Consider the following 25,886-nt stretch of genomic DNA (forward strand, 5'->3'; position numbering starts at 1 on the left):
GGCGCAAACGCGTCATCAGGCAAGACGCGCCGCGGTGTGGCGCAGGCTCGCCAACGCGCGCGTGGCGATGTCATGCATCTGATCGCTCAAGGCGTCGTCGTCGATGCAGCGCTGCCAGAACTGTTCGGCCATCTGTGCGGCGCGCCGCCACTGCGCAAACTGCCCGACCGTGGGCGCCGGGATCTCGATGTCCCTGGGCACGATTTCGCCACTGGATGCCGGCCGCAGCGCCATCGGCAACATGTCGTACACCGGCGCAAGCCGCAATGGCAGCGTGTCGGCAAGGATCAGTGCTGCGTTGCCCAGGTGCATGTCGGTGTTGCCGATGAGCGCGCCGAACCAGCTGATCACCTCCAGGTGCTCGGCATCTTCCGGACTCAGCCAACCATCGCGCTTGAGCAGCGGCGCGAGCGCGCGCCATGTGCCCAGCTCCGACTGCCCATAGAACGCGGCGTAGATCGCCATCAACGAAACAAAACCGCGTCGGCCCAACGTCGGTGTGCGATCGAAGCGTGTGGATTCGAGAAAGACGCGCTCGCCTGCCTGCAGCCGCTGCGTCGTTGCCGCAGCAATGCCACCGGCAAGCAGTACCTGGCTGGCCAGGTGCTCCATCTGCAGCAGGTCCGCCCAGCGGCGCCCGGCCGGCTGATCGATGCGGTCGGAAAACTTCACGATGACCGGGCGGTACACGCCCTCTTCGCGCAGCACTGCAGTGAACTTCGGCTGCTCGCCTGCAGCGGACGAGCCGACGTCTTCACCGCGCAGTGCGGCATCGGCCTGCTCAAGATAGGCCTGCGGGCGCGCGCTGATGTCGATGTCATCAGGCTGGTCGATCGACGACAGTGCGCGCGCCAGCGCCTGCTCGCCCACGAGCAGGTCGCCGAGCTGGTCGTGACCATCGGACAGCAGTGCGATGAGCGCGTCACTGGGCGACCACAGCGTGAGATTTTCGGGCAGCCGCAACGGCCCGGAGATGCGATGTGCCAGGTTGCGCCCGAGAAATCCCTGCGGACGTTGGTCATCCAGAAACCAGGGCAGCGACGCGAACTCGCCCAGATGCAGCGGCGGATGCAGGAGCACGGGGTTGTCCTGCAGCAGCTCCACGAAGAAGTGGTCGCGATGGAGTGCATGCAGCTGGCCCAGCGCCACGACGCGGGCATGGCTGTCGATGCGGTAGAGCGGCCAGACGCGCTCACCGCGCACCGCGCCCGTGGCGATGTAACTGGTGGCGCGGGCGCTGCCGTAGCGCCGCACCGCCGTTCCTGCAGCGGCAACCAGACGCGAAAGTGTCGCCTTGCTCACCCCCAATCGCGCCGCGAGTTCGGCGCCGCGCAGCGGGCCGTCGATGCGCAACGTGGTGACCAGGCGTTCTATGGCATCGGGCTGTGGCATGCGGATCAGCGATGAAACGATTTTTGAAACGATACATTAGGACGGATGGCGCCGCAAATAACTGACTTGTATTGATAATTTGAACTTCAGGGAAAGATGGTGCATTAAAAATGAAACGATACTTTTGGTTCCCCTGAGCTGGCCTCGGGGGGCCGGACCGCAGCGCCTGCACGGCGCTGGACAGCGCCAGAAACGCCAGGCGAGTCACGCGCATGCAGCGGCGGAAACGGCGAGACCGGCGTGCGTCTCCGCTTGCCGCAGGGAGCTGATCTGGAACGTCGCGGGGTCTGCCGTGCGTCGGCGCAGCCTGCCCTCATCGCGTCCGGTTTCAGAGCAGGTGGACCTCCATGCCGCGCAACGATCGCGTTGCGCCGGGCACGCAGCACAACAGCGCATGACACGGCTGCTCTGCGGAAGGCACGACCGCCGCACCTTCGATCGGTTTGCGCCACGCGGCCCTGACCAGCACGTTGGCGCATGCGTCCGCCGCTCTGCTGCACTACCTGTCGATTGCGTCGCCGCGCCCGTCCGTTGCCGATGAAACAGTGGCAACGCGCAAAAGTGCGTGGTATCAATGCATCCCATGAACGCACCCCGCAGCCAGTTTTATTTTTGGTACTACGGTTTTCCGATGCCGCTGGCGGAGGAAGGAGTGCGCTCACCCTGAAGGACACTTCAGCAGCATTCCCGAAAAGCCGCCAGCGCACACTGGCGGCTTTTTTGTTGCCGCAACGCCTGGCTCCCTGATGCAACACCGCCCAACGAGACACTGTTATGCCGCCTGTGACCGATGACCTGCGTATCCGCAAGATCGAAGCCCTTGCACCGCCTTCGCAGCTGCTGTCGCTGCTGCCATGCGACGAGCGCGCCTCCGACACCGTGACCAACTCGCGTGCCGCGCTGCACGAGATCCTGCACGGGCGCGACGACCGCCTGGCGGTGGTGATCGGGCCATGCTCGATCCACGACCCGGTGGCTGCGATGGAGTACGCGCAGCGCCTGCGCCCGTTACGCGACCAGTTCGGCGATGCGCTGGAGATCGTGATGCGGGTGTATTTCGAGAAGCCACGCACCACCATCGGCTGGAAAGGGCTGATCAACGACCCGGAGATGGACGGCAGCTTCCAGATCAACAAGGGGCTACGGGTGGCGCGCGGATTGCTGCGCGATATCAACAACCTCGGCCTGCCGGCGGGTGTGGAATTTCTGGACATCATTTCGCCGCAATACATCGCCGACCTGGTGGCTTGGGGCGCGATCGGCGCACGCACCACTGAGAGCCAGGTGCATCGCGAAATGGCCTCCGGGCTCTCGTGCCCGGTGGGCTTCAAGAACGGCACCGGCGGCGACGTCAAGATTGCGGTGGACGCCGTGGGCGCGGCCTCGCATCCGCATCATTTCCTGGCGGTGACCAAGGACGGCCACACCGCGGTGGCGGCAACGGCGGGCAATCCGGACTGCCACGTGATCCTGCGTGGCGGCAAGGTGCCCAACTTCGATGCGGCAAGCGTGGATGCGGCCAGCCAGGTGCTCAACAAGTCGGGGTTGCCGGCGCGGCTGATGATCGATGCCAGCCACGCCAACAGCGGCAAGAATCCGGACAACCAGCCCAAGGTGGTCGACGACATCGCGCTGCAGCTGGAAGGTGGCGAGACGCGCATCGTCGGGGTGATGGTGGAGAGCCACCTGGTTGGCGGCCGCCAGGAGCTGGTCCCCGGCTGCGCACTGACCTACGGCCAGAGCATCACCGACGGCTGCCTGGGCTGGGACGCATCGGTGCAGGTGCTCGAACGCCTGGCAACGGCAGTGCGCGCACGCCGCGCAAGGCGGATTGCCGAAGCTGCGTGAGCCGGGTGCTGGCGACGGGCCGATGCTGATGGAGTGCGCTGCCGCCCAACGACGTGGCGGGGTTACCCATCCAATCCCGTGCGACCAGACCAGACAAAAAAACGCCGGGCCGGCGCAGGGAGCCGGCCCGGCGTGGTGAACAACACCACCCACTGGTGACCCGTCGCTGCGGCAGCCAGGAGCCAGAGCACCGTTCTGCACCGCCAGCGAGCGGGTGCAGCCGTTATCGCCCACGCGCGTGGCCTGCGAATGTCGCTGCGTAGCGCAGGCAGACATGAAGTGTCGAAAGCGCTGACCGGCTGCAACGACACCGCCGCAGGCAATGGCGCCCAGGCAGGCGTTAGACCGGCGCCCGCATTCGTCGCGCGGGCCGCGGCCGTGGCGCTTTTCGCTGCTCAGACCAACGACTGCAGTGCACGTCGAGTCGACCGCATCAATCTGGGTGGCGAGCAGGCTCCGGCCCCACGGCACTGCGCGTTACCTCGTCTATCGACGTGCAACCTCTCAGCCCAGCATGTCGCCGCTGTCCAGCCAGCGCTGGTGCCACGCCAATGCCTCGGGCAACAGGTGCGGGGTGTGCTTGCCGTAGCTGTCGCGGTTGGCGCGTGCCACATAGTCTTCCAATGCATCGCGATAGCGCGGGTGCACGCAGTGATCGAGTAGCTGGCGCGCGCGTTGCTTGGGGGTCAGGCCGCGCAGGTCGGCCAGGCCCTGCTCGGTGACGATCACCGAGACATCGTGCTCGGTGTGATCGACATGGCTGACCATCGGCACGATCGATGAAATGCTGCCGGCCTTGGCGATGCTGGGGCTCAGGAAAATCGACAGAAATCCATTGCGCGCAAAATCGCCCGAACCGCCAATGCCGTTCATGATGCGGCTGCCCATCACGTGGGTGGAGTTGACGTTGCCGTACAGGTCGGCCTCGATCATGCCGTTCATGCCGATGCAGCCGAGCCGGCGCACCAGCTCCGGATGGTTGGAAATCTCCTGCGTGCGCATGACGATGCGCTGCCGGTAGAACGCGATATTGCGCTTGAACTCTTCGTTGCCTTCCGGGCTGAGCGCAAAGCCGGTGCAGGAGGCATACCGCAGTACGCCATCGCGCAGCAGCGCGAGCATGCCGTCCTGGATCACCTCGGTGAACGCTTCCAGATCGCGGAAGCCGCTGCGTGCAAGCCCCGCCAGCACCGCGTTGGGGATATTGCCCACGCCCGACTGCAGCGGCAGCAGGTTGGCCGGTAGCCGGCCCTTGCGCACTTCATGGCGCAGAAATTCGATCAGGTGCTCGGCAATGCGTTCGCTGTTGTCGTCGGCAGCGGCAAACGGGCTGTTGCGGTCCGGCCCATGCGTGCGCACCACCGCCACGATCTTGGCCGGGTCGCAGCGCAGACTCGGCTCGCCGATGCGGTCGTCGCCATGCAGCAGCGGGATCGGTTTGCGCTGCGGCGGCAGGGCGGTGCCGTAGTAGATGTCGTGCATGCCGTCCAGGCCGGCCGGCTGCCAATCGTTGACCTCGACGATGACCTTGCTGGCCAGGTCCAGCCAGGTCTTGTTGTTGCCGATCGAGGTGGACGGCACCAGGCTGCCATCGGCGCGGATGCCCGACACTTCCACCACCGCCGTGTCGATCTGCCCGTAAAAACCGAACCACACGTGCTGGGCCACGTGGCTGAGATGGATGTCGATGTAATCCAGCGTGCCGGCGTTGATGCGCTGGCGGGCGTCCGGGTCGGACTGGAACGGCATGCGCATGGCGATGCCATCGGCCTTGGCCAACGCACCGTCGAGCTCGGGCGCGGTGGAGGCGCCGGTCATCAACTTGATCTGGAACGGTTGGCCCTGCAGGTGCGCCGCCTCGATGCGCTGCGCCAGCGCCATCGGCACGGCCTTGGGATAGCCGGAGCCGGTGAAACCGCTCATGGCCACGGTTTCGCCAGGCTGGATCAGCGCGGCGGCCGCGTCGGCAGACACCAGTCGGTCGCGCAGCGGCGCGTACAGGATGCGTTCGTCGGACATAGGGCAGGCACGGCGGCAACAGGGGGAGCGCGATTATCGCCGCTGCAGGCAGCGGCCGGGGTGCGACCTTGGTGCAATGGCCAAGCGCACGGCGCAGCCCCGCGATCGCTTCTGGAGGGGAAGTGCCGGCGAGCGCGACCGCTGCCCGCGCTTTGCACCGCTCGCTGTGGAGCATCTACCCGCTGCACCACTGAACTGCCGGCACGCGTCGCGTCCAGTGTTCACGCTTCGCCGCCGGCCCAACCGCGATAGTGGTGACAGATTCCTGCCTGCCTGCGCCCATGCCCTCTGTTCGCGATCGCTTCCAGCGCTGGCCCCGGCCGTGGCGTGTTGCAGTGTGCGTGTTGCTGGTGCTGTACACGCTGTATCTGCTGGCCGGTAACGTGTTTCTCAACACGCCGTTGTTCGATGCCACCACCAACCGGCAGCCGCACAAGTTCACCATGCAGACCGGCCCGGCGCTGACGCTGTTTCCGGGCCAGGTGATGGCCTGGAACGTGCGCATGCGCGGTCAGGCCAATCGCACCGTGTACGTCTTCCATGCCGACCGCGCACATGCGCGGGTGGCGCTGCTGCCGCTGCTCCGGCGCGAGGTGCGTCTGCCGTGGTTGCACGCCACCGGCCTGAGCGCCGAGGTGGAGTCCGCCGACACGCCCATCCCGCCGCCGCCGCGCGGCGATACCGGCTGGACGCTGCGCTTCAATGCGATCACCAGCAACAGCATCCGCAGTGCGCGCCTGGGCAAGCTACTGATCGCCGGCAACGGGCACGGCACGGTCGGCTTCCTGAAGCAACTCAAGGGCGGGCCGTCGGAGCTGTTTCCGTCCGAGGCGGGCTTCAGCGATGCGGTGGTCAGTTACGACGGTGTGCAGGTGTTCAACGGTGCCGAGGTGGACGCGCAGTTCCAGTTTCCGCGCCACTACCGCGACCAGGCGCCGGGCCTGCGCAAGCTCGGCATCACCCACGCACGCCTGCAGTTGAAGGCCGCGACGGTGGCGCTGAAGATCGATACCGGTGCGCCGCACGTGGATATCCGCAGCGGGCCGTCTGCTGCGCGCGTTGAGGCCGACATCACCCTGGACCGCGGTGCCCTGCAGCCGGGCAGCCACGCGGTGTGGCGGCTGCCGTTGCTGGCCGGCGTCGGTGCCACCGACCGCGGCATGCTGGCATTGCAGCTGGATGTGGCGCGCGACATCCGCGTGCAGGCACGCCTGCCGCGCGACGACACGACCGGTAGCGAACTGCAGGCCGATCTACGGATCGCCGGGCGCGGTGTTCCGTTCGAGCAACCGGCGCAGGTGTTGCCGCGTCTGTCGGGGCAGGTGCGCGGGCGCTGGAAGTTCGAATCCTTGAACTGGATCGCCGAGCTGTTCGTGCGCAAGCCGTGGTTTCAGCTGCAAGGCGGCGGTCTGGTCGAAGCGGATCTGCGTCTTGCGCAGGGCCGGCTGACCAGTGGCAGCACCCTGGATATCCCGCGTGTCGAGGCCGTGGCGCAGGTATTCGACACGCGCCTGGCAGGTATCGCCAAGGCGCACGGGCGCATCGACGATGCCGCCACGCCGCAGGCGCATCTGGACGTCAGCATTCCCACGTTCAAGGCGGCGCCGCGCGACGCGCCGAAACAGATCTTGCTGGATGGTCGCGATCTGCAGCTGGCGATGCACGGCGATGCCGAACTGGCCCGCTTGAGTGAAACGCTCAAGGCGCAGCTGCGTTTCAGCGATTCGCGTGTGCCCGACCTGACCGTCTACAACCGCTACCTGCCCGGCAACAACGTGCGCCTGCTCGGTGGCAGCGGCAGCCTGACCGGCGATGTGGCGCTCAATGCATCTGGCGACGTTGGCAACGGGCATGCGAATCTGCGGGGGCAGGGCGCGCATCTGGCAGTGGCCGGCGTGCAGATGCGTGGCGATGCGCAGTTGCAGGCCAGGCTGCAACGCGCCGATTTCAAGAACAAGTTCTTCGACCTCAGCGGTACGCGGGTAAGTCTGCGCAATATGCGCGTGGGCGACGACGATGGCGATGCCAACTGGTGGGGCGAACTGCAGGTCGGTGCCGGCACCATCCAGGCCGAGGCACCGTTCCAGGTGGACGCCGACGCGGCCATTCGCATGCGCGATATCGCGCCGTTGCTCTCGGTGTTCGCGCAGCGCGCAGACTACCCGCGCTGGGTGCTGGGCTTGCTGGATTCGGGCGAACTGGATGCCACCGGGCGCGTGCGCTGGCGCAAGCAGCAACTGACGGTGGACGACCTTCATGCGGAAAACGCGCGTCTGTCTTTGCGGGCACGGCTGGCGCTGGAGGATGACCAGCGCCGCGGCGATCTGTATCTGCGCTGGGGCGTGCTGGGTGCCGGTATCGAGCTCGATGGCAAGCAGCGGCAATGGCATCTGGCCGGCGCACGCGAGTGGTACGACAAGCAGCCGGGCTTGTTGCCACCGGTGTCCAAGCGCACGTCAGGCACGCGCTGACAAGCGCGGTGCGCGCCGTCGGGTAAGCCACGCTGCAGCGATGCAGCAGGGTGCGCGGAGATGTGGTGCTGGATCGCGGGAGCGCGCCCGACACGCTGCGGACGCTGGTCGGCCGACGATGGATCCGGACGTTCTGCGCGCCATTGCAAGGCGTACCCGCTGAGGGTCGCACTGCTGGTACATCCAGCACCCAGCACACCCAGCACATCACGCGCATGAGGCACACCACGCGCATGAGGCGCATGAGGCGGTTGCGCGCCGTGCTCACGGTCGGCTTGGCACACTGCGCGGTGCCGCGTGCGCGGTCTTCAGGAGCCTGCCGTCATGACGATGCCCGTCCGCGCCCGTTGGCGCGCAGCGCCCGCCGTACTGCGTTGGCCGATCCTGGTGGCTATCGCGTTGTATGCCAGCTACCTGGTGCTCGGAAATCTGCTGCTCAACACGCCGCTCGGTCCGGCAGTGCTCAATCGCACGCCGGACAAGTTCGCGATGCATTGGGGGCCCGCAGTCACCTGGTGGCCGGGGCGGCTCGTGCTCTGGGACGTGGCGCTGCACGGCCAGTCCACGCGCAACCGCTGGGATGTCAGCGCCCGACGCATGAGCGGGCAGGTCCGTCTGCTGCCGTTGCTGAGACGGCAATTGCTGGTGCCACACCTGCAGGTGCAAGGCGTGCGCGCCGGCCTGCAGGCGGCAACGGCCGTTCCGGATGCAGCCAGTGCCACGCGGCCGGCCGCGCCATCGCAGGCGCAGCAGGCAGGCAGGACGCAAGGCCCCAGATCGGGCCCGGCCGTGGCGGGCACCGCTGACCCTGGCGCCCTGGCCGCAACCGCAACAACCACTTCGTCGCACGCGACTGCGAGCCCGTCGCACGCTGCAGCGCCATCAACAAGCGCGACGCCGGTCGCGACATCCGCATCGGCCAAGGTGCCAGCAGCAACTGCATCAGCAACTGCAACACCCACCACCTCAGCCAGCAGTTCGCCAGCCGTCACCAAAGGGGCCAGGCCTGCCTGGACCCTGCAATTCGACCGCATCGAGGCGCAGCAGGTGCACGCGCTGTCGCTGCGGCAATTGCGGATCGAGGGCGATGGCCAGTTGCAGCTTGGCCTGTTCAAGCAATTGCGCGGCGGACCGCTGGAAGTGTTTCCGTCGCACGCTGCGTTCGACAATGCGCAGGTGCGTTGGGCCGATACCGAGGTGCTGCGCAATGGTCAGCTGCGGCTCGAAGCCAGCGTTGCGCGGCATGCGGCCGATCAGGCGCGCGGGCTTGCGCTGTTGCAACTGACAGACGCCCTGGTGGCCGTGCATGGCGACACTGCGGCGCTGGATGTCACGCGCACGGCACAGGGCCGCCACACGGTTGCCACGCGCCCCGGCAAGGGACGTGCCGATGGCGAACTGCGCTGGACACGCGGCGCATTGCAGCCCGGTAGTCAGCTGCACTGGCGGGCGCCATTGCACGACAGCACGCGCACTCCGGCAGCAGTGCTGGGCGAGCTGGCTACGCAGCTGCAGGTGGACGACAACATGCGTCTGAGCATCCGGATGCCCGAGCCGGCCGATGCCGGGCTCACGCTGGATGCGGACCTGCGCGTGCAGGGCCGCCAATTGCCCTTGCAATCCATGCGTAGCCTGCTGCCGCGCACCTCCGGGCATGCGCGGCTGCATTGGCAGCTGGCCTCGCTCAGCTGGATCCCCGCGCTGTTTCCCGATGTGGACTGGCTCACGCTGGAAGGCGATGGCCTGGTGGATGCGGATTTGCGCATCGCGCGTGGCCAGCTCGGTGCCGGCAGCCGCCTGCAGGTACCGCATGTGCGCGCGCATGTCGGGGTGATGGGGCATGCGATCGACGGGCAAGCCAGTGCCGATCTGCGTGTGGACGCCGATGCAAACGGTCAATTGCTGCCTGCACTCGCGTTGCAGATGCAGCAGTTTTCAATTGCTCATGGCGAGTCACCAGCGCGCCCGTTCGTGCAAGGCCGCGATCTGCGCCTGGACCTGCAGACGCGCGCCGACGCCCGCAACCTGACCACCCTGCGCGATGCCACGCGTGCGCACCTGACCTTTGCCAATGCACGCGTGCCGGACCTGCGGGCCTACAACCGCTATCTGCCGCAGCAGCAATTGCGTTTCGACGGTGGCAACGGCGTGCTCAGCGGCGATCTGCAGATCGAGCCGGGCGGCCGCATCGGCAGGGGCGGCCTGCGCATCGGCGCGCGTGCGGCGCGCCTGCAGTTTGCCGGGCTGGCGTTGCGCGGCGATGTGGATGCCGATCTGCGCCTGCAACGCGGCGATCTGCGTGCGGAGCAATTCAGTCTCGATGCCAGCACCATCCAGTTGCGCAATGTCGGATTCACCGGCCCCGATGGGCAACGGCGCGATGGCTGGTGGGCGCGCATCGCGCTGGAGAACACGCGCATGCAATGGCGGCAGCCGATCGGCGTGGATGGACGCGTGCGCATCCAGGTGCGCGATCTGGCGTTTTTGATGGCGCTGTACGCACGCGATCGCTCGATCCCGAACTGGATGTTGCGCCTGGTGGATGCAGGGCAGGCACAAGTGACTGCCCGTGCGCAGTGGCAAGGCGAGACCGTGGTGGTCGATCGCTTGCAGGCACGCAACGATCGCTTCCAGGTGGATGCGCGTTTGCGCCTGCAGGGCAGCCAGCGCAGCGGCAGCCTGCTCGCGCGCTGGGGTGTGTTGAGTGCGGCAGTGGGGCTGCGCAACGACACGCCGGAATGGCATCTGCTGCACGCCCCGCAGTGGTATCAGGCCCAGCCCGATCTGCTGCGGTGACCGCCGCAGCGCCATCGCCGCGTGAAGGAATTCCGGCCAGTTCTGTACTGTCTGGTGTTGTTTTGCAGTGCAGCGTGCAAGTCGGATTCGGGGCGCGCACTATGATCCTGCATCCCGACGTGGGGGAGGGAGCAAAGCCCGCTGGCAGTTCGCTGCAAGCGGGCTTTTTTATTGCCTGAACGTTGCCGGGTCAAGCGCTGACCCGCGGGTGGCCAACCCGGCAAGCCCTCGCCACGCCACACGGGGCTGCGGCCCGCGCGCAGTGCAATCGCCACACTCGCAGGGCTTATTGCGGCAGCTCCAGCAACCACAGCGCGCTGCCGCCGGTAATGAACAGCCGCCGCTGCTCCAGATCGAACGTGCAATTGGAGGCCGTTGCCGGCGTCGGCACCAGGCCGAGCCATTGCCCATCGCGGTCGAAGATGCACACGCCGGCGCCAGAGCTGCTCCACAGCCAACCGTGGCAGTCCACGCAGAAGCCATCCGCCAGGCCCTCTGGCACCACCGCGAACCGACGCTGGTTGTGCAGTGCGCCATCGTGCCAGTCGAAGGCGGTGATCTCCGGCTCGCCCGGGCCGCCTTCGGGCGTCTGCGAGACATACAGCACGCGTTCGTCGGGCGAGAACGCCAGCCCGTTGGGGTGGTCCAGCGTGGTCATGCATTGCAATGCGCCGCCATCGGGAGGCAGCCGGTAGACGCCGTGATGGTCCAGTTCCTGCGGGGCCGGGCAGCCCTGGCTGGGCTTGAGCAGGCCGAAGGGCGGGTCGGTGAACCAGATCGCGCCATCGCGCGCCACGATCAGATCGTTCGGCGAATTGAGCCGTTTGCCCTCGAAGCGGCTCACCAGCACGTGCGCCTGGCCATCGCCGTCGCTGCGGGTGATGGCGCGGCGCCCGTGTTCGCAATGCACCAGCCGTTGCTGCGCATCCACGGCGTTGCCGTTGGTGAACGCGGTGGCGTCCAGCAACACATCCACCGCGCCGTCCTCGCGCCAGCCCAGCACACGGCGGCCCACCACATCGCTCCATACCAGGGTGCGCTGCGCCTGCCACCAGGCCGGCCCCTCGCTCCAGGTGGCCTGGTCGTAGAGCGTGTGCAGCCGCGCAGTGCCCAGGCGAGTGGCCAGGCCTGCATGCTCGGTGCTGGGCGGCGCGCAGTCTGTGGGGTGCGCCGGGCCTGGCGGGCGCACGCGGCACGGGCGGTCCATCAGTGCGGCGCCTCGTGCCCGAACGGATGCGCAGTGGCGGCCCCAGGCGATTGCGCAAATTGCACCATCATCTGCAGGCAAGGCTCATCGCCCAGTTGGCCGGAGCGGTGGCCACGCTGATCGGTGGTGCCCTGATCCTGGCCGAAGTGGATGTCGCCAGGCCCCATTTCCACCCGTGTGCCGTCGCCGGTTTCGATGAACCAGCGGCCGCGCAGCGGGATCACCCATTGCGGATGCGGGCTCTCGTGCCAGTCGCCCACCCAGCCCATCGGCAGCACCGCAAACTGGATGCCGAGCACCTCGCCCGGGAACGGCCGCAGCCATTGTGGCGCCGCCCCGCCACCCACGCTCTTGCTGCCGAAGCCGGGCAACTGCGAGGGATTGAGGCGGCTGTTGCCATCTGGACCGGTCCACAGATGCAGGAACGGCAAGCTGGGCGGCAGTGCGGGATCGTTGCCGTCGGTGTCGAGCCGGATCTGCGAGGGCAGCAGGGCGGAGGGCAGCAAGGTGGGGGACATTGGCAATGCCTCATGCGAAAACCGCAGTGCAGCATGGCCCTTGTCAGGGTTCCGTAAGGGAGATGTTCAAGGCCGCAGACGTCGTCACATGCGGGGCCTTGCGGGTGCCGCATCAATGTTCGGTGCGGCAGGTGGCGGCTGCGACATCGCTGATGCCTTGCCTGGCAAGGTTCGCGTTGGACGACGCATGCGCGGGACGCGTTGTGTGGTCTCGGGTCGCGGATGGAGTGAGGTGCCCACGTGTGGTCGTCTGCCGCGGCAGCACTGCTGCGCAGTGCAATGACGCAGACGTATGCGGTGGCATCGACATGCCGGCATCGCACAGGAATGCCAGAATCCGTAGATGCCATCGCCTCCCACATCCCCATCTGCCGCACTCGCCGCCGTGATCGAGCGGGCTGTCGCGCGTGTCCGTCATGCACTGCCTGCTGATCAGGCGTGGCCGGGGGGCGATTTCGATCGGCAGCTTGCCCAGGTCGCGCTCGTCAGCGACTTCGCGCTCGATACATTGGCGCGGCAACCGGCATTGCTGCAGCACTTGGCGCAGCCCGACCCACCACCGTTGCCAGTGCCGCAGCTGGATCCAGCGCAGCCGCAGCTGTGGCCTGCCCAACTGCGGCGCTACCGCAGCGCCGAATCCACGCGCCTGGTGTGGCGCGATGTGCTGGGCCTGGACAGCGTGGATGCCACCCTGGCTGGCGCGACCCGGCTGGCCGAAAACTGCCTGCAATGCGGCCTGCGGGCGTTGCAGCAGCAATTCGACGCCCGCCATGGCCAGGTCATTGCCGCGGACGGCAGCGTGCAGCGGCTGGTGGTGTTCGGGCTGGGCAAGCTGGGCGGTGGCGAGCTGAATTTTTCCTCGGACGTGGACCTGGTGTACGCCTATCCGCAGGGCGGCCAATCCGACGGGGCGCGCCCGTTGGCGGCAGAAGAATACTTCGCGCGGTTGGGTCAGCAGCTGGCCAGGTTGCTCGACGAAACCACGGCCGATGGTTTCAGCCATCGGGTGGATCTGCGCCTGCGTCCGTTCGGCACTGCCGGCCGCGTGGCGTTGTCGTTCACCGGCATGGACCAGTATTTCCAGCGCGAAGGCCGCGATTGGGAACGCTACGCCTGGCTCAAGGCGCGCGCGGTGGCCGGCGATATCGACGCCGGCGAAGCCTGGCTGGAAACGCTGCGGCCGTTCGTCTACCGGCGCTATCTGGATTTCACCGCGCTGGATGGCCTGCGCGAGATGAAGGCGGCCATCACCGCCGAGGTGGCACGGCACGACCGGCTGGACGACATCAAGCGCGGGCCCGGTGGCATCCGCGAGATCGAGTTCCTCGCCCAATCGCTGCAACTGATCCGCGCCGGCCGCGAGCCGGCCCTGCGCGAGCGGCGCTTGTTGCCCGCGCTGCAGGCGCTGGTCGCCGCCGGCCAGATCGAAGCCGACAACGGCGCCGCACTCACCGCGGCCTACCGCTTCTTGCGCCGGCTGGAAAACCGCCTGCAAATGCTGCGCGATGCACAGACCCACGCCTTGCCGCAGGCGGAGATGGATCGCGAACGCATCGCGCTGGGCCTGGGGTATGCCGATTGGCCCGCCTTGCTGGACGCGCTGGCCCCGCACCGCCGGCGTGTGGCCGCCGAATTTGCCGAGTTGCTAGCGCCACGCGTGCGGGCCACCGCGCCGGACGCGCTGGCCGACTACTGGCGCGCGCTGCCCGATGGCGATGCAACGCCGCTGCTGGGCATTGGCCTGCACGACCCGGATACCGCGCATCAGGTGCTGGGCGATTTTGCGCAGTCGGCCGGTGTGCACGCGCTGTCGGACACGGCGCGCGCGCGGCTGGATCGCGTGGTGCCGGCACTGCTGCACGCCGCCACGCGGGCCAGCCAACCCGATGCCGCCGTGCGCCGCATGCTGGGCCTGTTGCAGGCCACCTTGCGCCGCACCAGCTATCTGGCCTTGCTGGACGAGCAGCCCAGCGCACTGGCCCGGCTGGTCGATGTGCTCTCGCGCAGCGCCTTGCTGGCCGAGCGGCTGGCGGCGCACCCGTTGTTGCTGGACGAGTTGCTGGATACGCGTATCGGCGGCCCGTTGCCGGATCGCGCGGCGCTGCAGGCTGCCTGCGTGGAGACCTTGCAGATCGCAGACACCGAGGCGGCCTTGCGCGAGCTCAACGAGCGCCGGCTTGCGCTGAGTTTCCGGATCGCCCTGGCCACGCTCGACGGCCGCCAGCACGCGGTGCAGAGCACCCGGCAACTGGCCTGGCTGGCCGAGGCCGTGGTGCAGGTGGTGCTGCAGCTGGCACGCAGCGAGCTGGTTGCCGCGCACGGACAGGTGCCGGGCGGCCTGTTCGCCATCATCGGCTACGGCAGCCTGGGCGGGCTGGAGCTGGGGTTCGGTTCGGATCTGGATCTGGTGTTTCTCTACGACCACCCGCGCACGGTGGACAGCTCCGACGGCAAGCGGCCACTGGATGCGGCGCGCTGGTTCGCCCGTCTGGCGCAAAAGGTGATGGCCTTGCTCGGCGCCGAAACCGGTGCCGGCCGCCTCTACGACATCGATGTGCGGCTGCGCCCGGACGGTGGCCAGGGCGCGCTGGTGTCGTCGCTGGCCAGCTACCGCGAGTACCAGCGCGAGCGCGCCTGGACCTGGGAGCATCAGGCGCTGGTGCGTGCCCGCGCGGTTGCCGGCGATGCCGCGCTGTGCAAGGCCTTTGCGCAGGTGCGCCACGACACGCTGACCCGCACACGCGACCCCGCGCTGCTGCACGACGACGTGCGCAAGATGCGCACGCGCATGCGCGCCGAACTCGATCGCAGCGATGCCGGCCGGCTGGATCTCAAGCAAGGTGCCGGCGGCCTGGTGGACCTGGAATTCGTGCTGCAGGCCGGCGTGCTGGGGCAGGCCGCGCAGCATGCGCCGTTGCTGGCATGTTGCGATACGCCTGGCATGATCGATGCGCTGGTGCAGGCGCAGTGGTTGCCCGTCGAGATGGCGCAGTCGCTGCATGAGGCGCATGCCGCGCTGGTGGAGGCCGGGCTGGCGTGCACACTGGACCGGCGTCCACGCTTGATCGCACCGACACCGGCCATCCAGCAGGCGCGCAGCGTCATCTTCAACGCAGCGCGTGCACAGGGGCTGGCATTTCCGGCCGGCAAGGACGCGGCCACGCTCTAGCGGGGCCGCGGGTGCCGGCTGTCCGCAGCCGCCGGTCGTGCATGCCAGGCCGATGCCGCCGCTGCGTGCAGGCGAGGCATTGGCGCAGGTCAGGCGGTGCACTCGGCGCGTCCGGTTGCCCATCGGTCTGCCGGAGGTGGGCAAGGGGTGTTGTGCTGTTGCCTGGCGCGCTCGGTAGCGACAGCGCACCGCGCTTCAGACAGGGCGGCGTGGTGCGCTCCGCCACAGCAACGCGCGAAACGGCCCGAGCAGAAACACGCCCATGCCCAGCTTCACCGCCAGATCGCCGGCCGCCCAGCTCACCCACGGCAGCGCCGCACCGGCGAAGGCGATGCTCCAGAAGATTGCGGTATCCAGCGTGGCGCTGCAGGTGGTGGCCACGATCGGCGCGCGCCACCAGCTGCCATTGCGCAGGCGGTCGAACACGGTGATGTCGAGCAGCTGGGCGGCGATGAAGGCGGTGCACGAGGCCACCGCAATGCGCGGCGTCGCCAGCCACACCGACAGCACCACCGCCAGTGCAAAGCCCCACCACGCCACCGTGCGTGCCGCACGCGGCCCGAAGCGACGGTTGATCAGGTTGCTGACCAGAAACGCCAATGGATACGAAAACGCACCCCAGGTCAGCCAATCGTTGATCGGGTACTGCACCAGGACGTTGGACAACAGCACCACCGCCCCCATTGCCAGCACCGCCCAGGTCAAGGCACGGGCAGTGAGCGGAGCAAACAGCGGGGCGGGGGCAGCGGACATGACGGCAGGGCAAAGGCGGTGCGCGGATTATCCGCGGGTCGGTGGCAGTGGGCCAGTACATAAGGCCGCAGCAACTCACCGGCGCGCGCCGTGGCGAGGGCGTGGTTCGCCGTGCCATCGCTGCCCGATGGCGCCGCGAAACAGCCGACACGACCACGGTGGCACGTGCACGCAACCCGGACGCGATCGCCAACGTACATGTAGCAGATCGGCCGCCGCGCATCGGTCGGCGTGCTCACCAGTGCGCCGTTGCACGGCGGTGGCGAGCACATCGCGCGTGTCGTGTGCCACCGTCAGGCGCGTGGTCATACCGACAGGCGCGCGCGCACCTGCAGGGCGATGCGCTCGGTTTCGCGCACTGGAGTGATATCGACAGCGGGCGCGAGCACTTCATCGGCTGCCTGCAAGCGCTGGCGTTGCCGCAAGGTCTGCAGGTAGCTGCCTACGCGCCCGCTCGCGCGCTCGCCGAACGCGGCCGCCACCGGCACGCGTGTGGCGCAGGCTTCGGAGAGCAGGTTGACCGAGTCGGCAGTGGCGATCAGCGCATCGGCCCAGCCCAGCAGGCCGGCATACGGGTTGGGTCCGTCGCGCATGTCGCACCACAGCAGGTGCGGCAGGCCGGCGCAGGCCGCACGCAGCGGGGCGATGGCCGCGGGCGGGGTGCGCCGGGAAACGGTGACCAGCAGGCTGCCGCCGGCCGCATGCAGCTGGTCGCGCAGCGCCGCGCACAGCGCCGCCAGGTCCTGCACGGTCCAGGGCACCTGGGCGGTCGGGCCGCCGATCAGCAGCGCCAGACGCGGGCCGGGCAGGGCGCCCAGCTCCGGGAAGGTGGCCCGCCCGGCGGCCAGCCAGGCATCGTCCACCGGGTGCAGGCTGCCCAGCAGGGTCAGCACGTTGGCGCCGCGCAACCCATCGTGCTCGGGCACGACCAGCAGGTCCCAGTGGCGCGGGTCCAGGCGCGGGTCCAGGATCTGTACGCTGCGGCTGCCGCGTGCACGCAGCAACCGCGTGGCCAGCGCGGCCTGGCGCCCGCAGCCGATCGCCAGGGCCGGTGGGTGCTGCAGCTGCTGCGCAAATGCAGCGCCGAAGGCGGCCCTTGCACCGGGTAACCGGCGCGGCGCCGCCCAGCGCCAGGGCGCCTGTGCGTGCAGATGCATCGGCTGGAAGGCGCCAGGCTGCAGTGCCCGCGCCAGCGCTTCGGCCTGGCGCGCGTTGCCGGCGCGGCCGTCGCTCAGCGCCCAGGTCAGCCTCATCGTTTCAGATCCGACATAGATTTGTTTCAGATTGAACGCGTGTGACGGCAATCGCACCACTCTACACTGCGGGTCTTCACACTGACGCCGATGCCGCCCGGCCTGGCGCCTTTCCCCTCTTCTGGAGTGCTCATGTCCGACTCGCTCAACGCCGCCGCACTGGACCAGCTGTTCCGTACCGCCCGCACGCAAAACGCGTTTGCCGACACGCCGGTCAGCCAGGACGTGCTGCGCGAGCTCTATGAGCTGGTGAAGTGGGGCCCGACTGCGGCCAACAGCTCGCCGGCGCGGTTCGTGTTCGTGACCAGCGCCGAAGGCAAGGCCAAGCTCAAGCCGGCCCTGTCCGAGGGCAACGCGGCCAAGACCCTGGCCGCACCGGTGACGGTGATCGTGGCGCACGATGAGGATTTCCACGAGAAGCTGCCGTACCTGTTTCCGCATGCCGATGCCAAGAGCTGGTTCGACGGCCCGCGTGAGGGCCGCGCCGAGTCCGCATTCCGCAACAGCTCGCTGCAGGGTGCGTATCTGATCCTGGCCGCGCGCGCGCTGGGGCTGGATGCCGGCCCGATGTCCGGCTTCGACAATGCCAAGGTCGATGCGGCGTTCTTTGCCGGCACGCCGATCAAGTCCAATTTCCTGGTCAATCTCGGCTACGGCGATCCGGCCGGGCTGTTCCCGCGGTCGCCGCGTCTGAGCTTCGACGAAGCCGCGCGCTTCGAGTGAGCGTGGCAGCGCAGTGCGGCCTGTGATGCAACATCGGCGCTGCATGCGGGCTGCCGGTGATCGCACGCACGGGGTGTGTGCTTTTGAAGCGTGAGTGCTGCGTTGTTTTGCCTGCGTGTGGAATGTTGTGATCAGCACGTGCGCTCGTGTCCGCGTGAGCGCAATCGGTGCCCGCAGGCGGTCAGCTCGCTACCGAGCCTGCCGAGCCTGCCGCGCATCCGCGCTGATCACCGCATGCAAGAAGTGTGTGTCGCCCAGTTTCCTGCAGTCCTCGTCCGTCTGCGTTTCGCCCCATCCGCGTTGATCCAACGCGTCTCTCATCACATGGAGTTCCAATGAAGATCACCCACAAGCTGTTGCTGCCGCTCGCCCTCACCGTGGCCATCGCAGCCTGCTCCAAGCCGGCCGACAACACCGCCGCACCGGCGGCCGACGCCCCGGCCGCGACCACTGCACCGGCGGATGCCGCTGCTGCCCCGGCCCCGGCCGCCGACGCGGCCGCTTCGACCGCCCCGGCCGTGCAGGTTGCCTCCGGCACCTACACCCTGGACCCGAGCCACACCGACGTGATTGCGCAGTGGAGCCACTTCGGCTTCTCCAACCCGAGCGCGCATTTCGGCAATGTCGACGGCACCCTGGTGTACGACGCAGCCGACGTGACCAAGTCCACCGTGCAGGTCACCCTGCCGCTGTCGGGCTTGAACAGCTTCACCGCCAAGTTCGACGAGCACCTGAAGAGCGGTGACTTCTTCGACGCGGCCAAGTTCCCGACCGCCACCTTCAAGAGCACCAAGGTCGAAGCGGCCGGCACCAACAAGCTGACCGTTACTGGCGATCTGACCATCAAGGACCAGACCAAGCCGGTCGTGCTGGACGTCACCCTCAACGGTGCCGGCGAGCACCCGATGAAGAAGGTGCCGGCAGCCGGTTTCGATGCCACCACCACCATCAAGCGTAGCGACTTCGGCGTGGGCCAGTACGCCCCGAACGTCAGCGATGAAGTAAAGATCCGCATCACCACCGAAGCGCTGCAGGCCAAGGCCGGCGACGCCGCTGCCGCGAAGTAAGAGCAGCTAGCAAAACTGCTGCGCGGCCGCCAGGCGCGCGCGGTCGGTGCTCGGAACCCTCATGTACCACTCGTACACTACGGTTCCTCCGCGCCGCCCGCCCCCACCTGACGACCGCTCGCTACGTGTCGTTAGCCGCTCCAAGACCCGCGCAGATCGCGGTATCGATGCGCGCAGCCGCCCGATGCCGCAACCCAAAAGCCCGCCAATCGGCGGGCTTTTGCTTGTGTGCGCAAACGCGTTGCCACTCCGGGCGCGCGCTTGCGTAGGAGCGGACCTGGCCGCGACCGCGTTACCGACATCCTCTCCGACAACGCGCGGCCATCTCGGGCAAGCCCCGTCGCGCCCGGGTGCGCTCCTACGCGAGGATGCTGCACCCCATCCGTGGCAGCGAGCACGCCAGCCCTATGTAGGAGCGGACCTGGCCGCGACCGCGTTACCGACATCCTCTCCGACAACGCGCGACCATTTCGGGCAAGCCCGTCGCGCCCGGGTGCGCTCCTACGCGAGGATGCTGCACCCCATCTGTGGCAGCGAGTACGCCAGCCTACGTAGGAGCGGACCTGGCCGCGACCGCGTTACCGACATCCTCTCCGACAACGCGCGACCATTTCGGGCAAGCCCCGTCGCGCCCAGGTGCGCTCCTACGCGAGGATGCTGCACGCCATCCGCGACAGCGAGCACGCAAACCTACGTAGGAGCGGACCTGGCCGCGAGTGCGTTACCGACACCCTCTGCGACAACGCGCGACCATTTCGGGCAAGCCCCGTCGCGCCCGGGTGCGCTCCTACGCGAGGATGCTGCACCCCATCCGTGGCAGCGAGCACGCCAGCCCTATGTAGGAGCGGACCTGGCCGCGACGGCGTTACCGATGAACCCGCCACAAGGCATGCGATCTCGATAAAACTCCCTCGCGCGCCAGCGCGTTCCAACAAGAGGTGCGTGTTGCATCATTCCTCTGCGGAATGTGCCTTCCAGTAGCCCTTCGCGCGGATCCATTCCTTGTCCACGCCCAGGTGTTCTTCTATGAACTTGCGCATTGCACGGGCGCGCATGGACTCGGTGCCGATCCAGTAGAACGTGTCGCCGTCGTGCGGCTCGTAGTCGCGCAGGCTATCTTCCAGCAAGGTGCTGCTGGCTGCATCGAAGCCGTTACGCTCCAGCCAGTACACATCGACATCGGCCGCACTCAGCAACGCCTGCCGCTCGGCGGCATCGGCCACTTCGATGAATACCTCTGCCTGCAGGTCGGCCGGCATCGCCTCCAGCCAGCGGCCGATTGCCGGCAATGCGGTTTCATCGCCGATCAATACATAACGATCGAAGTCATCGGCCACCAGGAACGAGCCGCGTGGGCCGCCAATGCGCAGTTCGTCGCCTGGCTGCGCCTGGGCGGCCCAATCGGAGGCTACCCCGTCACCGTGCAACACAAAATCGATGCTGAGCTCGCCGGTTTGCGGGTCGAACAGGCGCGGCGTGTAGTCGCGGCCGGGCGAGGGCAGGGCGCCGTCGGCGTAACGCGGTCCTTCCGGTGTCATGGTCGGCAGTACGAACGCGCCGTCGGCATTGGGGAAAAACAGTTTGACGTGATCGTCCGGTGCGTCGCTCTGGAAGCCGGCAAGCTCGCTGCCACCAAAGACAATGCGGCGCATTTGTGGCGTGATCGACTCGCAGCGCACCACCTGTACGGAGCGCAGGCGCGGGTCGCGACGGATTTGGGTGCTGGTATGCAGTGCCATGGGGTGCAGTTCCTGGAGATACGTTGCAGTTGCGTGGTGGTGGAGGTGGGAGGTCAGGAGCAAAACTGACGAGGTGACGAGCAGTAAGTAACCAGTGATGGGCAGCGGCTGTGGGCGATTCCTTCTCCCATCGGGACACTGTCCTCCTTTATGGGGGAGAAGGTGCCCCGGAGGGGCGGATGAGGGTACGAGCGAAGCCTCGTGCAGTTGCAATAACGCGTGGCTTCGTCCGTACCCTCACCCCAACCCCTCTCCCGAAGGGAGAGGGGCTTGATGCGCGGCGCCTGAGTGATGTGTTGATTCTGAAATTGAATGTTTTTCAAGACAGACAACCAAGCCACTGCAAAGGGACACGATCGCCGTGGCAATTTGCCGAGTGATGAAACTCGCAAACGGCGCATCCACCGCCACTCCTGCACGCCACTCGCATCAGCAAGCAACCTGTCGTAGTGACGCAGCCGCAATGACAGATTTGTAGTCGCCAAGCACACCCGCTCAGCCGTCATCGCGCTCCATGCCGTCAGCGGCGGCGTTGAGTAGCGCGGCAATGCGTGTGGTTTCTGCATCCGTCCATTGCCCATGCCGCGCAAACAGGCCGTGCTTGATGCGGTGAATGGCTTCGCGAATCGGCGCCGGGGTCTGTGCCTTGATCAGCTCGCGCGCGCGGCGGTGGGTGCGGGCCAGCGCCGCATCCAGTGCGTCGCGGTGCTGCGCCGCATGCGTACGGCCGGAGGCGGTGACCTGGTAGCGCTTGCGGCCCTCGTCCAGCGCGGTCTGCACCCAGCCATCGGCTTCGAGCTGCGCCAGTGCCGGATAGATGGCGCCTGCGCTGGGCGTGTAGAGGCCTTTGAACAGTGCGGTGATCTGCCGCATCAACTCGTAGCCATGGCGTGGCTGTTGCTCGATCAGCGCCAGCAGCAGCAGGCGCAGGTCGCCATGTTCCAGCGGCCGCGCGCGCCCGGCGCCACCACGGCGCGTGGCACTGGGCGCCACGGATGGATCGAGCTCGCTCGGCAGGTCGTCGCGGTGGGAGTGCATTGTCATTCGATATATCGAAGCATGCTGAAAAGATATATCGAAGTATGGCGGCCTGCAAGCACGGCCTGTCGCCCGGCTGACCAACATGGCTATCCCCGCGGCTCATGCTGCAACGCGGCTAGACACAACTGGCCTCCATAATTACGATGTAATTACTTCGACATTACGGGCCTGGCCCGGTGAGGCAGACGCATGAGTCGACAGTGGGACACCCAAGCCGAGAGCCGGCGTCAGCGCCTGCAGCGCGCCGCTGCACTGGCGCCACAGGGGCGCGTGGTGGCCGCCGACGATGTGGTGGCGCTGCTGGAGGCGGTCATCGAGCCCGGCGACCGCGTGTGCCTGGAAGGCAACAACCAGAAGCAGGCCGATTTCCTGGCGCGCTGCCTGACCGAGGTAGACCCTGCGCGCGTGCACGACCTGCACATGGTGCAGTCGGTGCTCTCGCTGGCGGCACACCTGGATGTCTTCGAGCGTGGCATCGCCAAGCGCCTGGATTTTTCGTTTTCCGGCCCGCAGGCCGCGCGCCTGGCCGGGCTGGTCAGCGAAGGCCGCATCGAGATCGGCGCCATCCACACCTATCTGGAATTGTTCGGCCGCTACTTCATCGACCTGACCCCGCGTATCGCGCTGGTCACCGCGCAGGCGGCCGACCGCCACGGCAATCTCTACACCGGGCCCAATACCGAAGACACGCCGGTGATTGTGGAAGCCACTGCGTTCAAGGGCGGCATCGTCATTGCGCAGGTCAACGAGATTCTCGACACCTTGCCGCGCGTGGACATCCCGGCCGATTGGGTGGACTTCGTCACCCAGGCGCCCAAGCCCAATTACATCGAGCCGCTGTTCACCCGCGACCCGGCGCAGATCTCCGAGATCCAGGTGTTGATGGCGATGATGGCCATCAAGGGCATCTACGCCGAATACGGCGTGGACCGGCTCAATCACGGCATCGGTTTCGATACTGCCGCCATCGAGTTGCTGCTGCCCACCTACGCCGAATCGCTGGGGCTGAAGGGCAAGATCTGCCGGCATTGGGCGCTCAATCCGCACCCGGCGTTGATCCCGGCGATTGAATCGGGCTTCGTGCACTCGGTGCATTCGTTCGGTTCCGAACTGGGCATGGAAAACTACATCGCCGCACGCCCGGATGTGTTCTTTACCGGCGCCGACGGCAGCATGCGCTCCAACCGCGCGTTGTCGCAGACCGCAGGCATGTACGCCTGCGACATGTTCATCGGCTCCACCCTGCAGATCGATCTGCAGGGCAACAGCTCCACCGCCACGCGCGACCGCATCGCCGGCTTCGGCGGTGCGCCCAACATGGGCTCGGATGCACGCGGCCGCCGGCATGCCAGCGCCGCCTGGCTCAAGGCCGGGCGCGAAGCGGCAAAACCGGGTGAGATGCCGCGCGGACGCAAGCTGGTGGTGCAGATGGTGGAAACCTTCCGCGAGCACATGGCGCCAGCCTTCGTCGACAGGCTCGATGCCTGGGAACTGGCCGAGCGCGCCAACATGCCGCTGCCGCCGGTGATGATCTATGGCGATGACGTCAGCCATGTGTTGACCGAAGAAGGCATCGCCAACCTGTTGTTATGCCGCACGCCGGAAGAACGCGAGCAGGCGATCCGTGGCGTGTCCGGCTACACCGCCGTGGGCCTGGGACGCGACAAGCGCGTGGTGGAAAACCTGCGCGATCGTGGCGTCATCAGGCGGCCGGAAGATCTGGGCATTCGTCCGCGCGATGCCACGCGCGACCTGCTCGCTGCGCGCACGGTCAAGGATCTGGTGCGCTGGTCCGGTGGGTTGTACGACCCGCCGAAACGTTTTCGCAATTGGTAAGGGCTCAGCATGGAAACCCTGCGATATCGCTTTGACGGCCAGCACGGTGCACGTGTTGGCGTGGATCACGCACTGGTCGGCGTGGTCGCCTCCGGCAACCTGGAAGTGCTGGTCGAGCGCGTGCCGCTCGACGGCGCGATGGAGATCGAGATCCTCACCGCCGCACGCGGCTTCGGCGCGATCTGGCAGGCGGTGCTGGACGACTTCGCCGCGCGTCACCCACTGCGGGATGTGCGCATCAGCATCAACGATGTCGGCGCCACGCCGGCGGTGGTGAGCTTGCGCCTGGAACAAGCGCTGGATGTGCTGCAAGGAGCCGATGCATGAGCCGCCCCATTTACCCCGTAGGAGCGCACCTGGGCGCGACGGGCATTGCCGGTAATACCCAGGTCGCGCCCAGGTGCGCTCCTACGCATGCCGTCTGGAGACAGGGATGAGCACCACCATTCCCATGGCCGAGCGCAGCTACTACGAAGCCGATGCCCGCGAACGCATCGATGGGTTGCTGGATGCTGGCAGCTTTCGCGAATTCGTCGGCCCGCGTCGCCGTCTCATCAGCCCGCACCTGGCACAACTTGAGACACCCGGCGCCTTCGATGACGGCATCGTCGTCGGCGAGGGCACATTGCACGGCCGCAGCGCGTTGATCGCCGCACAGCAAGGCGCTTTCATGGGCGGCGGCGTCGGCGAGGTGCACGGTGCCAAGCTCACCGGCCTGCTCGAACGCGCCGCAGCCACGCAACCGGCTGGGGTGCTGTTGCTGCTCGACACCGGCGGCGTGCGCTTGCATGAAGCCAACGCCGGCCTGATCGCCATTTCCGAAATCATGCGCGCCACCCTGAACGCGCGCGCTGCCGGCGTGCCGGTGCTGGCCTTGATCGGCAGCGGCAACGGCGCCTTCGGCGGCATGGGCATCGTGGCGCGCTGCTGCAGCGCGGTGATCATGTCCGAAGAGGGCCGGCTGTCGTTGTCCGGCCCGGATGTGATCGAAACCGTGCGCGGGGTGGAAGAGTTCGACGCGCGCGACCGTGCCCTGGTGTGGCGCGTGACCGGTGGCAAGCACCGCTACCTGCTGGGCGACGCGCAGACCCTGGTGGCCGACCGCATCGCGGCGTTTGCCGATGCGGCGCTCACCACGCTCGACACACTCGCAGAACCCGACGGCGGCGATGCCGCCTTGCAGGCCCTGGAGCACGCGCATCACCAGCTGGCCGTGCGCATCGATAGCTATGGCGACTGCCGCGATGGCCTGGAGATCTGGCAACGCCAGGGCATCGTCGACGCGCAGCGCCTGCCGTTGCTGGACACCGACGCCTTCCTCGCCGCCACCGCCGACCGGAGCACGCCATGGAACTGAGCCAACTGCTGGACCAGCTGTTCCCGCTCGGCCACGCCATCGCCCGCAACGCCGATGTGCTTACCGGTAGCGCGACCACCGCAAACGGCGAGGTCACCGTGATCGGCACCGCCAACACGCTGGAAGTCGGCGTGGACCATGCGCTGGCATTGGCGGCCAGCGTACTTGCCAGCACGCGCGCGCATCCGCAGCGCCCCATCGTGATGCTGGCCGACACGGCCGGGCAACGGCTCGCACGCCGCGACGAACTGCTCGGCATCAATGGCTATTTTGCGCATCTTGCACGCGCGCTGGATCTCGCGCGCAGGCGCGGCGCGCGGCTGCTGACCCTGGTCTATGGCGAAGCGGTCAGCGGCGGGTTTCTGTCGTTCGGGCTGATGGCCGACCACATCCACGCGCTGCCGGACGCGCAGGTGCGGGTGATGGATCTACGTGCGATGGCGCGTGTGACCAAGCAATCGGTGGACACCTTGCAGGCGCTGAGCAAGAGCTCGCCGGTGTTCGCGCCGGGCGTTGAAAACTACGTGCGCATGGGTGCGGTGGAATCGCTGTGGGATGGCGATCTGGCGAAAGCACTACTCGACGCATTGGCCGCGCCCAACGATGGCGACCAGCGCCGCGTACTCGGCGCGCAGCGCGGCGGGCGCACCCTGGCGCGCGATGTCGCCGCTGCCGTGGCCGCAGGCGAGGTGTGAGC

The 25,886-nt window shown here is 67.5% G+C and carries 18 protein-coding genes and 1 other RNA gene; 11 read left to right on the plus strand and 8 right to left on the minus strand.

The features are described from left to right. Positions 1-15: 15 nt before the first annotated feature. Entirely contained in the window at positions 16-1,401 is a 1,386-nt protein-coding gene (gene yjjJ / locus ACCQ10_RS02960) for a type II toxin-antitoxin system HipA family toxin YjjJ (protein ID WP_372363036.1), read from the minus strand. Between the two features lie 765 nt (positions 1,402-2,166). Here yjjJ and ACCQ10_RS02965 point away from each other — a divergent pair. Further along, complete coding sequence (locus ACCQ10_RS02965; RefSeq protein WP_039405138.1) at positions 2,167-3,240, plus strand: 3-deoxy-7-phosphoheptulonate synthase; 1,074 nt, start codon at positions 2,167-2,169, stop codon at positions 3,238-3,240. Positions 3,241-3,744: 504 nt separating this feature from the next. On the opposite strand, the gene scpC is transcribed toward ACCQ10_RS02965, so the two are convergent. After that, complete coding sequence (gene scpC / locus ACCQ10_RS02970; protein WP_104579254.1) at positions 3,745-5,259, minus strand: succinyl-CoA:acetate CoA-transferase ScpC; 1,515 nt, start codon at positions 5,257-5,259, stop codon at positions 3,745-3,747. Between the two features lie 281 nt (positions 5,260-5,540). Here scpC and ACCQ10_RS02975 point away from each other — a divergent pair, with 281 nt between their 5' ends. Beyond that, complete coding sequence (locus ACCQ10_RS02975; RefSeq protein ID WP_372362163.1) at positions 5,541-7,730, plus strand: translocation/assembly module TamB domain-containing protein; 2,190 nt, start codon at positions 5,541-5,543, stop codon at positions 7,728-7,730. A 324-nt stretch (positions 7,731-8,054) separates the two neighbouring features. After that, positions 8,055-10,526: a hypothetical protein gene (locus tag ACCQ10_RS02980; RefSeq protein WP_372362164.1), complete on the plus strand. Its 2,472-nt coding sequence runs from the start codon at positions 8,055-8,057 to the stop codon at positions 10,524-10,526. Between the two features lie 286 nt (positions 10,527-10,812). Here the strand turns inward: ACCQ10_RS02980 and ACCQ10_RS02985 are convergent, their stop codons facing one another. Both ACCQ10_RS02985 and ACCQ10_RS02990 read right to left on the minus strand, forming a co-directional pair. Beyond that, positions 10,813-11,733 (minus strand): SMP-30/gluconolactonase/LRE family protein, encoded by a 921-nt coding sequence (locus ACCQ10_RS02985; protein ID WP_372362165.1) that lies wholly within the window; start codon positions 11,731-11,733, stop codon positions 10,813-10,815. Beyond that, positions 11,733-12,251, minus strand: coding sequence for a cupin domain-containing protein (locus ACCQ10_RS02990; RefSeq protein ID WP_372362166.1), 519 nt, complete (start codon positions 12,249-12,251; stop codon positions 11,733-11,735). The genes ACCQ10_RS02985 and ACCQ10_RS02990 overlap by 1 nt, the downstream gene beginning before the upstream one ends. A 343-nt stretch (positions 12,252-12,594) precedes the next feature. Between ACCQ10_RS02990 and glnE the strand changes: the two genes are divergently transcribed. Then, positions 12,595-15,420, plus strand: a complete 2,826-nt coding sequence (gene glnE / locus ACCQ10_RS02995) for a bifunctional [glutamate--ammonia ligase]-adenylyl-L-tyrosine phosphorylase/[glutamate--ammonia-ligase] adenylyltransferase (protein WP_372362167.1) — start codon at positions 12,595-12,597, stop codon at positions 15,418-15,420. Between the two features lie 195 nt (positions 15,421-15,615). Here glnE and ACCQ10_RS03000 read toward each other — a convergent pair whose 3' ends face one another. Together ACCQ10_RS03000 and ACCQ10_RS03005 are read right to left on the minus strand one after the other, a co-directional pair. Beyond that, positions 15,616-16,173, minus strand: a complete 558-nt coding sequence (locus tag ACCQ10_RS03000) for a queuosine precursor transporter (protein ID WP_372362168.1) — start codon at positions 16,171-16,173, stop codon at positions 15,616-15,618. Between the two features lie 305 nt (positions 16,174-16,478). Further along, positions 16,479-17,426, minus strand: a complete 948-nt coding sequence (locus tag ACCQ10_RS03005; protein WP_372362169.1) for a mitochondrial fission ELM1 family protein — start codon at positions 17,424-17,426, stop codon at positions 16,479-16,481. A gap of 132 nt (positions 17,427-17,558) precedes the next feature. Here ACCQ10_RS03005 and ACCQ10_RS03010 point away from each other — a divergent pair, with 132 nt between their 5' ends. From ACCQ10_RS03010 to ACCQ10_RS03020, 3 genes are all read left to right on the plus strand, one after another. Continuing rightward, positions 17,559-18,149 carry a malonic semialdehyde reductase gene (locus tag ACCQ10_RS03010; protein ID WP_039405157.1) on the plus strand — a complete coding sequence of 197 codons (591 nt, stop codon included), beginning with the start codon at positions 17,559-17,561 and terminating at the stop codon, positions 18,147-18,149. A 335-nt stretch (positions 18,150-18,484) separates the two neighbouring features. Continuing rightward, positions 18,485-19,216, plus strand: a complete 732-nt coding sequence (locus tag ACCQ10_RS03015) for a YceI family protein (protein ID WP_081422286.1) — start codon at positions 18,485-18,487, stop codon at positions 19,214-19,216. Between the two features lie 61 nt (positions 19,217-19,277). Beyond that, positions 19,278-19,353, plus strand: a non-coding RNA gene (locus tag ACCQ10_RS03020) — sX9 sRNA. An 813-nt stretch (positions 19,354-20,166) separates the two neighbouring features. Here the strand turns inward: ACCQ10_RS03020 and ACCQ10_RS03025 are convergent. Both ACCQ10_RS03025 and ACCQ10_RS03030 read right to left on the minus strand, forming a co-directional pair. Beyond that, positions 20,167-20,955 carry a siderophore-interacting protein gene (locus ACCQ10_RS03025; protein WP_372362170.1) on the minus strand — a complete coding sequence of 263 codons (789 nt, stop codon included), beginning with the start codon at positions 20,953-20,955 and terminating at the stop codon, positions 20,167-20,169. A gap of 495 nt (positions 20,956-21,450) precedes the next feature. Next, positions 21,451-21,993, minus strand: coding sequence for a PadR family transcriptional regulator (locus ACCQ10_RS03030; protein WP_372363037.1), 543 nt, complete (start codon positions 21,991-21,993; stop codon positions 21,451-21,453). 192 nt (positions 21,994-22,185) lie between these two features. On the opposite strand from ACCQ10_RS03030, the gene mdcA reads away from it, so the two are divergent. The 4 genes from mdcA (at position 22,186) to mdcE (ending at position 25,884) form a co-directional block, all read left to right on the plus strand. Continuing rightward, complete coding sequence (gene mdcA, locus ACCQ10_RS03035) at positions 22,186-23,832, plus strand: malonate decarboxylase subunit alpha (RefSeq protein WP_372362171.1); 1,647 nt, start codon at positions 22,186-22,188, stop codon at positions 23,830-23,832. Between the two features lie 9 nt (positions 23,833-23,841). Beyond that, the gene (gene mdcC, locus ACCQ10_RS03040) at positions 23,842-24,159 is read left to right on the plus strand and encodes a malonate decarboxylase acyl carrier protein (protein WP_372362172.1); all 318 of its coding nucleotides are present in this window, start codon (positions 23,842-23,844) and stop codon (positions 24,157-24,159) included. Between the two features lie 124 nt (positions 24,160-24,283). Next, positions 24,284-25,189 (plus strand): biotin-independent malonate decarboxylase subunit beta, encoded by a 906-nt coding sequence (locus ACCQ10_RS03045; RefSeq protein ID WP_372363038.1) that lies wholly within the window; start codon positions 24,284-24,286, stop codon positions 25,187-25,189. Beyond that, positions 25,180-25,884, plus strand: coding sequence for a biotin-independent malonate decarboxylase subunit gamma (gene mdcE, locus ACCQ10_RS03050; RefSeq protein ID WP_372362173.1), 705 nt, complete (start codon positions 25,180-25,182; stop codon positions 25,882-25,884). Before ACCQ10_RS03045 ends, mdcE begins: the two co-directional genes overlap by 10 nt. Positions 25,885-25,886 lie beyond the last annotated feature (2 nt).

The organism is Xanthomonas sp. NCPPB 1325 (assembly GCF_041477645.2).
In the GTDB taxonomy this organism is placed as follows: domain Bacteria; phylum Pseudomonadota; class Gammaproteobacteria; order Xanthomonadales; family Xanthomonadaceae; genus Xanthomonas; species Xanthomonas cannabis.